The sequence below is a fragment of the Sphingomonas leidyi genome, assembly GCF_011761945.1.
In the GTDB taxonomy this organism is placed as follows: Bacteria; Pseudomonadota; Alphaproteobacteria; order Sphingomonadales; family Sphingomonadaceae; genus Sphingomonas; species Sphingomonas leidyi.
In genome coordinates, this window is the sequence record NZ_JAASQV010000001.1 from 929,992 (window position 1) to 940,015 (window position 10,024).

At 67.1% G+C, this 10,024-nt stretch carries 7 protein-coding genes; 6 read left to right on the forward strand and 1 reads right to left on the reverse strand.

Annotation, left to right across the window (positions count from 1 at the left end; genetic code table 11):
- Window positions 1-94 precede the first annotated feature (94 nt).
- The 3 genes from ahcY to FHR20_RS04680 all read left to right on the forward strand — a co-directional run bounded on the left by ahcY (window position 95) and on the right by FHR20_RS04680 (window position 7,260).
- Complete coding sequence (gene ahcY / locus FHR20_RS04670; RefSeq protein WP_167298425.1) at window positions 95-1,495, forward strand: adenosylhomocysteinase; 1,401 nt, start codon at window positions 95-97, stop codon at window positions 1,493-1,495.
- A gap of 237 nt (window positions 1,496-1,732) precedes the next feature.
- Window positions 1,733-4,771 carry a TonB-dependent receptor plug domain-containing protein gene (locus tag FHR20_RS04675; RefSeq protein WP_167298426.1) on the forward strand — a complete coding sequence of 1,013 codons (3,039 nt, stop codon included), beginning with the start codon at window positions 1,733-1,735 and terminating at the stop codon, window positions 4,769-4,771.
- A gap of 149 nt (window positions 4,772-4,920) precedes the next feature.
- A complete protein-coding gene (locus FHR20_RS04680) occupies window positions 4,921-7,260 on the forward strand; it encodes a PAS domain-containing sensor histidine kinase (protein WP_167298427.1) in 2,340 nt (779 codons plus the stop codon).
- Window positions 7,261-7,298: 38 nt separating this feature from the next.
- On the opposite strand, the gene FHR20_RS04685 is transcribed toward FHR20_RS04680, so the two are convergent.
- On the reverse strand, window positions 7,299-7,763 hold the full coding sequence (locus FHR20_RS04685) for a hypothetical protein (protein ID WP_167298428.1): 465 nt from the start codon (window positions 7,761-7,763) through the stop codon (window positions 7,299-7,301).
- Window positions 7,764-7,831: 68 nt separating this feature from the next.
- Between FHR20_RS04685 and tsaE the strand changes: the two genes are divergently transcribed.
- The 3 genes from tsaE to FHR20_RS04700 are packed head-to-tail and all read left to right on the forward strand — an operon-like array spanning window position 7,832 to window position 10,010.
- Window positions 7,832-8,275: a tRNA (adenosine(37)-N6)-threonylcarbamoyltransferase complex ATPase subunit type 1 TsaE gene (tsaE, locus tag FHR20_RS04690; protein ID WP_086129177.1), complete on the forward strand. Its 444-nt coding sequence runs from the start codon at window positions 7,832-7,834 to the stop codon at window positions 8,273-8,275.
- Window positions 8,272-9,252: an aminoglycoside phosphotransferase family protein gene (locus FHR20_RS04695; protein WP_208413507.1), complete on the forward strand. Its 981-nt coding sequence runs from the start codon at window positions 8,272-8,274 to the stop codon at window positions 9,250-9,252. The genes tsaE and FHR20_RS04695 overlap by 4 nt, the downstream gene beginning before the upstream one ends.
- Window positions 9,249-10,010 carry a nucleotidyltransferase family protein gene (locus tag FHR20_RS04700; protein WP_167298430.1) on the forward strand — a complete coding sequence of 254 codons (762 nt, stop codon included), beginning with the start codon at window positions 9,249-9,251 and terminating at the stop codon, window positions 10,008-10,010. Before FHR20_RS04695 ends, FHR20_RS04700 begins: the two co-directional genes overlap by 4 nt.
- The last annotated feature ends 14 nt before the right edge of the window (window positions 10,011-10,024 follow it).

The following is a 10,024-nucleotide window of genomic DNA, read 5'->3' on the forward strand; positions in this document are numbered from 1 at the left end:
TTTGGAATTGCACCTGCCCGGCGAAGCGGCTAGGGCGCCCCCATCGCGGCCGGCGATTCCCGGCGCGCAATCGATTCACATCTGGAGACAGCTCGTGGCTACCGTGCTCGACAAGGATTACGTCGTTAAGGACATCACTCTGGCGGATTTCGGCCGCGCCGAGATCAACATCGCCGAGACCGAGATGCCCGGCCTGATGGCGCTCCGCGCGGAGTTCGGCGCGTCGCAGCCGCTCAAGGGCGCGCGCATCACCGGCTCGCTCCACATGACCATCCAGACCGCCGTGCTGATCGAGACGCTGACCGCGCTCGGCGCGCAGGTTCGCTGGGCGACCTGCAACATCTTCTCGACGCAGGACCATGCCGCCGCCGCCATCGCCGCCACCGGCGTGCCGGTGTTCGCGGTGAAGGGCGAGAGCCTGGCCGAATATTGGGACTATGTCGGCTCGATCTTCGACTGGGGCGACGAGACCTGCAACATGATCCTCGACGACGGCGGCGACGCGACGATGTTCGCGCTGTGGGGCGCCAAGCTCGAGGCGGGCCAGTCGTTCGGCGAGCCGGAGAATGACGAGGAAGTCGAGATGCAGCGCGCGGTGAAGGAATTCATCAAGCGCAAGCCGGGCTACCTCACCGAGACGGTAAAGAACATCAAGGGCGTCTCGGAAGAGACCACCACCGGCGTGCACCGCCTCTATCACATCGCCAAGAAGGGCGAGCTGCCGTTCCCGGCGATCAACGTCAACGACAGCGTCACCAAGTCGAAGTTCGACAACCTCTATGGCTGCAAGGAATCGCTGGTCGACGCGATCCGCCGCGGCACCGACGTGATGCTGGCCGGCAAGGTCGCCACCGTCGCCGGCTTCGGCGACGTGGGCAAGGGCTCGGCCGCGTCGCTGCGCAACGGCGGGGCGCGCGTGCTCGTCACCGAGATCGATCCGATCTGCGCGCTGCAGGCGGCGATGGAAGGCTATGAAGTCGTCACGATGGAAGAGGCGGTCACCCGCTCGGACATCTTCGTCACCGCCACCGGCAATGCCGACGTGATCACCGCCGAGCACATGGCCGGCATGAAGAACATGGCGATCGTCTGCAACATCGGCCATTTCGACAGCGAGATCCAGATCTCGGGCCTGTCGAACTACAAGTGGACCGAAGTGAAGCCGCAGGTCGACCTGGTCGAGTTCCCGGACGGCAAGCAGATCATCATCCTGTCGAAGGGCCGCCTGGTGAACCTGGGCAACGCGACCGGCCACCCGTCGTTCGTGATGTCGTCGTCGTTCACCAACCAGACGCTGGCCCAGATCGAGCTGTGGACCAAGTCGGACACCTACAAGAACGACGTGTACGTCCTGCCCAAGCATCTCGACGAGAAGGTGGCCGAGCTGCACCTCGAGAAGCTGGGCGTGAAGCTCACCAAGCTCTCGAAGAAGCAGGCCGATTACATCGGCGTGCCGGTCGAGGGGCCGTTCAAGCCGGATCACTATCGCTACTGATCCCGCCGCGCGATCGCGCAGGAGCCGGAACGGGCCGCGTTCCCCATAGGGGGAGCGCGGCCCGTTTCGTTAACATCTCCGTTACTGTAACATTGTTGTAATTATGCAACGCGCCGAGAGAAAGCGTTGTGGACCCGCAACTAACCCACGGTTTCCTACGTCCTGCTCCTGCTTCGGACAAAGGCTAGCAACAATCGATTCCGAGGACGGGAAAGTCTTTTGCTAAAGGGATGTAGCATGCGTCGTTTTCTCTCCCCCCAGTACGACCGCCTTTCGCTGACCGCGTCTGCCGCGGTTCTTGCTCTCGCTTTGGTCGCCACGCCTGCGGTCGCGCAGACTGCCGACCAGACCCCGGCGCCCGCCGATACGCAGGACGATCAGCCTGCCGCTTCCGAGGGCACGATCGTGGTGACCGGCTCGCGCATCGCGCGCCCGGAGTTCGACACCGTGCAGCCGACCCAGGTGGTCGGCGCTGCCCAGATCGAATCCCGCGGCTACACCAATGTCGGCCAGGCGCTGCGTGAAATTCCGTCCTTCGGACCTCCGGGCAACAGCGCGGTCGGCGCGCAGTCGTCGTTCGGCCCGGCGCAGACCTTTGTCGACTTTTTCGGCCTCGGCACGCAGCGCACGCTCGTGCTGGTCAACGGCCGCCGCTTCGTCTCGTCGAACACCGCGAGCATCTTCGGCCCGGTCTCGCCGGGCAGCCAGGTCGACCTGAACAACATCCCGACCACGCTGGTCCAGCGCATCGAGACCGTCGCCATCGGCGGTGCGCCGATCTACGGCTCGGACGCGATCGCGGGCACCGTCAACATCATCCTCAAGAAGGATTATGAGGGCCTGGAGATCGGCGGCCAGTACGGCATCTCGCAGGAAGGCGATGCTCCCGAGGCGCGCATCAACGTCCTGGCCGGCAAGAACTTCGCCGGCGGCCGCGGCAACATCGTGATCGCAGCCGAGTACAACAAGACCACCGGCTTCACCTCGGCCGACCGGGCGATCACCGCGGCGGGCAATTTCTTCGGCACGCCGCCGGCCTCGCTGGGTTCGCCGTATCAGCGCCTGCTCTATCCGTCGCAGCGCTACACCGCCTTCACCTCGGGCGGCGTGCCGTTCAGCGACGACGACTATCTCGCCTCGCGCTCGGGCATCCGCGACGGCAATGGCCAGCTGCTCCAGTTCGGTCCCAATGGCCGCCTCGTCCCGCTCAATCTCGGCACCGTGATGCGCCAGGGCTATATCAGCAGCGGCGGCAACGGCTTCGACCTGCCGGCGCAGAGCAACCTGCTCACGAGCTCGGAGCGCTACCTGGTCAATGCGCAGGTCAATTATGAGCTGACCGACCATATCCGCGCCTTCGGCGAGGCCTGGTATTCGCACAACAAGGGCGTCAACCTGATCGACCAGCCCAACTACAACACCGCGCTGTTCGATGCCGCCGGCACGCCTGACGGCAATCTGCTGCTGTCGATCAACAACCCGTTCCTGAACCCCGCCGACCGCGCGACCATCGCGGCGAACCTGCCGGCGGGCGCCACCCAATTCTATGTCGGGCGTGCGCTTTCCGACCTGACCACCGGCCGCGCCGAGGCGAATGTCGAGACCTATCGCTTCGTCGGCGGCTTCGCGGGCGACTTCTCGCTCGGCAGCCGCCAGTTCCAGTGGGAAGTGTCGGCGAACTACGGCCGTTCGCAGACCGTCGGCAAGAACTACGAGATCGTCAACGACAACTTCTTCAACGCGCTCGACGCGGTGCAGGACGTCAACGGCAACATCGTGTGCCGCCCGGGCTACACCAATTCGCCGGCCCAGACGATCAGCAACACCTGCGCGCCGCTGAACATCTTCGGCGTCGGCCAGGCGAGCCAGGCCGCGAAGGACTATATCTTCGCGATCGCCCGTCCGGTCTCGACCAACGATCAGCTGGTGTTCAACGCGAACGTCACCGGCCCGGTGTTCTCGCTGTTCGGCAACGACGTCAGCGTTTCGCTCGGTTATGAGCATCGCCGTGAATCGACCAAGTTCGATCCGGGCTCCTATTATTACGGCCATGACAATGGTGACGGCACGCGTACCCAATATGGCCGCATCATTCCGATCGATCCGATCAGCGGCTCGTTCAACACCAACGAAGTGTTCGGCGAACTTCGCGTGCCGCTCGTCACGCCGGAAAACGGCTTGAGCTGGCTGAAGACGGTCGAGTTCGACGGTGCGGCGCGCTGGGTGCACAACTCGCTCTCGGGCGGCGATCTCACCTGGACCGCGGGCGGCCGCATCGGCTTCGTCCGCGACATCACCTTCCGCGGCAACTTCACCCGGTCGATCCGCTCGCCGGCCATCACCGAGGCGTTCAACCCGACCTCGCGGGCCTTCGACGTGGGCAGCGATCCGTGTGACACGCGCTATGTCGGCAGCGGCCCGAACCCGTCCGTCCGCAAGGCGAACTGCACGGCGGCAGGCATCGACACCACCAACTTCACGTCGAACTACAGCGACTTCACCGTGCCGGTGACGGTCTCGGGCAATCCGGGCCTCAGCAACGAGAAGGCGAATAGCTGGACGGTGGGCGCGGTGATCCAGCCGAGCTTCGCGCGCAGCTTCACGCTGGCGGTGGACTGGGTGGACATCAAGCTGACCGATGCGATCACCTCGCTCGGCGGCGATGACATCCTCAACGCCTGCTATGACTCGCCCAGCTATCCGAACAGCTTCTGCGGCCTTGTCGATCGCGACTCCACCGGCCAGATCACGATGATCCGCGAGGGCTATTACAACGCGGCGTCGTACAAGACTTCGGGCCTCACGGTCACCGCGGCCTATCGCCTGCCGCTGGAGCGTGTCGGGGTCAACAATGCGGGCGTGCTCGGCCTCTCGGTGAACTATTTCTACCGCGACAAGCTGGAGCAGCGCGTCGGCACCGGCGACGTCAACCACCTTGCGGGCGAGATCGGCTATCCGCACCATTCGGGCACGGCCAATTTCACCTATGAGAGCAAGGACTTCAACGCGCTCGTCCAGGCCCAGTATTTCGGCAAGGGCAAGTATGACGTGGACGAGGCTCCCAACGCCCGCAACATCATGGGCGTGGGTGACTGGTGGCTGTTCAACGCCACGGTCGGCACCCGGGTGAACGACCAGTTCAGCCTGAAGCTGATCGTCGACAACGTGTTCAACGTGAAGCCGCCCTATCCGGCGCCGGCCGGCGGCGGCACCGTGACCTATTATTCGGGAATTCTCGGCCGCTATGCGCGCATCGCGGCGAGCGTGAAGTTCTGATCGTCAATTCGCTTTGACGCGAGAACGAGGGGGTCCGGCTTGCCGGGCCCCTTTTCGTTCGCGCGCGGGCGGCATGCGGCCTTCCCGACCGGCGATGCATTGCCTAATGGTTGCGCCATGATAGTGCGCAAAGGGCGCGGGGACGCGGCTTGATTCATATTTCCCAGGCATCCGCGGTCGTCGCGGGAGCGGTCCTCGCGCTGCTGTTGATCGGTGCCGTCTGGGCGCTGTATCTGGGCCTGCGCGCCCGTGCCGAGGCCGTCGCGATCGCCGATGCCAATGCGCGTCTCTCCGCGCTGGTGAGCGGATCGCCGGCCCAGGCGATGCTGGTCCGCGCCGACGGCCGGCTCGAGCTGCCGCGCCGGCTGGGCGACTGGCTCGGCTTCCAGCAATTGCCGCGCGAACTGGCCGAACTGAGCGGAGACGGGGCAGGGCTGCTGCCCGAGGATGCCGAGGCGCTCGGCGTGCGCGTCGCCGCCGCGCAGAAGGCGGGCAAGCCGTTCAGCCTTTCCGTGCGGGCATGCGGCTCGGAGCGCGCGCTGCTGGTGATCGGCGAGCGGGCGCCCCAGGCAGTCAACGCACCGGGCGGCGTGGTGCTCTGGTTCCTCGACGCGACCGAGAGCCAGGCCGAGATCAACCGTCTCCAGCGCGAGGCCACGCGCCTGCGCGCCGCCTTCGACGCACTTACCGCACTGATCGAGGCCGCGCCGATGCCGATGTGGTACCGCGGCGGCGACCTGCGCCTGCTCATGGTCAACTCGGCCTATGTCGAGGCAGTCGAGGGCAAGGACGCCGAGGACGTGGTGGCGCGCGGGCTGGAGCTGGTCGAGGGGGTGGGGCTGGGCGGGCCGCTCGCCAATGCCGCGATCGCGCGGGATACCGGCGAACCGCAGACCGCGGCGATGCCGGCGACGATCGGCGGCAAGCGCCGGATGCTGCGCCTCCACGACGTGCCGCTGCCCACCGGCGGCGTCGCCGGCTTCGCGGTGGACATCGAGGAACTGGAGCAGGCGCGGGGCGGCCTGAAGCGGTTCGCCGCCGCCCAGCGCGCGATGCTCGACCGGATCTCGGCCGGCGTGGCCCAGTTCGGCCCGGATCGCAGCCTCATCTTTTCGAACCAGCCCTTCCGCCGCATGTTCGCGGTGAAGAACGAGTGGCTCGCGGACCGGCCCGAATTCGATCGCGTGCTCGATCGGATGCGCGAGGCCAATCGCCTGCCCGAGGTGCGCGACTATCCCGCCTGGAAGGCGGAGCGGCGCGAATGGTTCGTCGCGCCCGATGCGGTCGAGGAGACGTGGAGCCTGGGGGCGACGCACCTGCGCGTCGTCGCCCAGCCGCTGCCCGAGGGCGGGCTGCTGCTGCTGTTCGAGGACCGGACGCAGCAATTCGAGCTGCAGCGCGAACATGGCGAGATGCAGCAGGTGCGAACCGCCACGCTGGAGAGCCTGGCCGAAGCGGTCGCGGTGTTCGGCAAGGGGCGGCTCCAGCTGTGGAACCGCAAGTTCCGCCAGGTCTGGGACTTCGAGGACGCTTTCCTCGACGGCCATCCGCAGGTGCAGCAGCTGGTCCGCGCCGCCGGCCCCCGGCTCGCCAAGTCGGCGCGTGCCGAAGTGATCGGCGACCTGATCCGCATGGCCGCGCAGGATCGCCAGTCGCGCGGATCCAGCATCGCCTTTGCCGATGGCAGGCATTTCGACATCACCGCGGTGCCCTTGCCCGACGGCAATGCCCTGGTGACGATGCTCGACACCACCGATCACCACCGCGCCGAGCGCGCGCTGCGCGATCGTAACGAGGCACTGGAGGCGGCCGATCGGGTGAAGACCGCCTTCGTCGCGAACATGAGCTACGAACTGCGCACCCCGCTCACGTCGATCAAGGGCTTCGCCGAGATGCTGCACGGTGGCTTTGCCGGCCCGCTGAGCGCGAGCGGCGGGGAATATGCCGAGGCGATCCTGGTCTCGGTCGAGCGGCTGGGCCTGCTGATCGACGATGTACTCGACCTTACCCAGAGCGAGGGGGCGCCGCTGGAAAGGGCTCCGGTCGATATCGAGATCGCCGCGCAGAACGCGGCCGAGGCGGTGGCGCCGCTCGCCAAGGCCAAGGGGATCGAACTGGTGGTCGAGGATGCGGGCAGCGCGGGCAGCATCACCGGCGATGCCCGGCGGATCCGGCAGGTGATCGAGCATCTCCTGCGCCATGCCGTGGCGGCGACGCCCGAGCAGGGGCGCGTCCTGCTGCACCTCGACGGCAACCAGCGGGTGGCGCGGGTGATCGTTTCCGACAATGGCCCGGGGATGAGCCACGAGGCGGCGGCAGGCGCGTTCGATCGGTTCGCCCAGTTCGGCAATGCCCGGGGCGGCGAGCGGGCTACCGGGCTCGGCCTGCCGCTCGCCCGGCAGTTCGTCGAGGCGCATCGCGGCCGGATCGAGCTGATCTCGGAGCCGGGCGAGGGGACGCTGGTGACGGTGGAGCTGCCTCGGAAATAGCCGCTCCCCTTCCCCGGGAGGGAGGGGAGCGCACAGGCCTAGTCCCTCACCGGGCACTCCGGCGTGCCGGCGTTCGAATATTCCGGGGCGCTGTTCACGAGCCAGCCGCTCCGCTTCTCCTGCGCCTCGACGTCCGACGGGATCAGCGCCCATTCGCTGCGCGTGCACTGCTTCGACAGCGTGCCGTTCGCCCCGAACGGGCAATGGACCTTCACCGAGACGAAATAGCCGACATCGCTGGTCGTGCCGCGATAGGTGAAGTCCACCGCGTCGCCCGTATCCGTCCAGCTGGGCGAGCGATAATAGCAATGCTTGAAATGCGCGATACGGGCGCCGAGCTGCTCGCGCGTGCTGCCCGCCGGCGCGGAGAGCACATAGGCGTCGAGCCCTTCGAGCGAGACATCGCCCATGAAATCCTGACTGAAGAAATAGAAGACGAAGAATAGCGGTACGATGATCCGGTCGATCCAGCGGTGGGCGGGCGATCGCGCTTCCTCGTCCATTGCTGCCGATTCTCGCAGATATTCCTCAAGGAAGTGTTCAAGCCCGGTGCGGGTGATAAAGGAACGCCATGTTGTTGCGCTCGCCGGAAGAATCGCTCGAACTGGGCCGCCGCCTCGCCGGGCTGGCGCGCCCCGGCGACGTGATCGCGCTGTCCGGCCCGCTGGGCGCGGGCAAGACCAGCATCGCGCGCGGGCTGCTCGCCGCGCTCGGGCTGGAGGGCGAGGCGCCGTCGCCCAGCTTCGCCATCGTCCAGCCTTACGACCCGCCCGAAGTGCGCTTCCCGGTGCTCCATGTCGATCTCTACCGGCTCGACGATCCGTCCGAAGCGGCGGAGCTGGGCCTCGACGATGCCCGAATCGATTCGCTGCTGATCGTCGAATGGCCCGAGCGGCTGGGGGCGGCGGCGTGGCACGATGCGCTGTGGCTGTCCCTGGATGTGGCACCGGACGGCGCGCGCGCCTTGACAGCGAAAGTGCCGGCGGCATGGAAGGACCGATGGTTCCCGACATGAATCCGCCCGCCGCGGCGCCCGACTTCCTCACAGCCGCCGGTTGGGGTGGCGCCGAGATCCGCCCGCTCGCCGGCGACGCCTCGTTCCGCCGCTATTTCCGCGTGGTGGAACATGACCGCACCGCGATCCTGATGGACGCGCCGCCGCCGCACGAGGATCCGCGCCCGTTCATCAATGTCGCGCGCTGGCTGACCGGCAACGGCTTTGCCGCGCCCGAGATCCTGCACGAGGACCTGGCCGAGGGGCTGGTCCTGATCCAGGACTTCGGCGACGCCCGCATGCGCGAGACGGTCGACGCCGCGCCCGAAAGCGAACTGCGCCTCTACGAGGAAGCGATCGACCTGCTCATCCGCCTCGCCGCATATCCGGCGGCGGCCGAGCTGCGGCCCTACAGCCATGCCGAATATCAGCGCGAAGCCGCCCTGCTTCCCGAATGGTATTGCCCCGCGATCGGCCTCGACGTCGATCTGGACGGATACCGCGCCGCCTGGGATCAGGCGCTCGCGCCCGTCCTTGCGGGTCACACGCCTGTCACGGTGCTGCGCGACTATCATGTCGAGAACATCATGCTGATCGACGGTAGCGCGGAAACCTTGGGCCTTCTCGACTTTCAGGACGCGCTGGCGGGCCATCCCGCCTATGACCTCGTCTCGCTGCTGCAGGACGCGCGCCGCGACGTGCCCGAGGCGCTGGAGACCGCGATGCTCGATCGCTACAAGCGCATCACCGGCGCGGGCGATGCGTTCGACGTGGCCTATCACGTGCTCGGCGCGCAGCGGAACGCCAAGATCGTGGGCATCTTCACGCGCCTTTGGAGGCGCGACGGCAAGCCGCGCTATCCAGGCCTGTGCCCGCGCGTGTGGACCTATCTCAACCGCGACCTGCGGCACCCGGCGCTGAAGCCCGTCGCCGACTGGTTCGACGCCAATATCCCCGCCGACATGCGCGGCGATCCGCTCACCATCGCCGGCGCATGAAACAGTCCGCCACCTATTCGCTGCGCCCCAATCCGGACGTGGCCATGCCGGAGACGGCGATGGTGATGGCTGCGGGCCTGGGCAAGCGCATGCGCCCGCTCACCGTGACGCGCCCCAAGCCGCTGGTGGAAGTCGCCGGCAAGCCGCTGCTCGACCATACGATGGACCATCTGCGCGATGCCGGCATCAAGCGCGCGGTGGTCAACGTCCATTATCTCGCCGACCAGGTCGAGGCGCATCTGAAGGCCCGTGCCGGCGATATCGAAGTGCTGATCTCGGACGAGCGCGCCCAGCTGATGGAGACCGGCGGCGGCATCGTCCAGGCGCGGGCGATCCTGGGCGACAAGCCCTTTTTCACGGTGAACAGCGACACGCTCTGGGTCGATGGGCCTATCGACGCGCTCCATGCGCTGGCGGCGGCCTGGAACGACGAGAAGATGGACGCGCTGCTGCTGCTGGTGCCGCTGGCGCGCGCGTTCAGCCATCGGGGGCAGGGCGATTTCCGCCTCGATCCGCTCGGCCGCATCACCGAGCGCCGCAAGCCGGGCCGCCTCGCGCCCTTCGTCTATGCCGGCGCCCAGATCCTCCATCCGCGCGCGATCCGCGACTGGCCGGAGGGGCCGTTCTCCACGAACCTGTTCTGGAATCGCGCGATGGAACAGGGGCGCCTGTGGGGCGTGGTCCATCAGGGACTGTGGTTCGACGTCGGCACGCCGTCTGCGGTGAAGGAAGCCGAAGAGGTGCTGGCGACGGTGTGATTCTCCCGCTCTCC

What these genes read in the sequence shown, in the direction of transcription:
- FHR20_RS04685 (WP_167298428.1), bottom strand. Translation starts at nt 7,763, where the DNA reads ATGGACGAGGAAGCGCGATCGCCCGCCCACCGCTGGATCGACCGGATC.
- FHR20_RS04700 (WP_167298430.1), top strand. Translation starts at nt 9,249, where the DNA reads ATGAAACAGTCCGCCACCTATTCGCTGCGCCCCAATCCGGACGTGGCC.
- tsaE (WP_086129177.1), top strand. Translation starts at nt 7,832, where the DNA reads ATGTTGTTGCGCTCGCCGGAAGAATCGCTCGAACTGGGCCGCCGCCTC.
- FHR20_RS04675 (WP_167298426.1), top strand. Translation starts at nt 1,733, where the DNA reads ATGCGTCGTTTTCTCTCCCCCCAGTACGACCGCCTTTCGCTGACCGCG.
- FHR20_RS04695 (WP_208413507.1), top strand. Translation starts at nt 8,272, where the DNA reads ATGAATCCGCCCGCCGCGGCGCCCGACTTCCTCACAGCCGCCGGTTGG.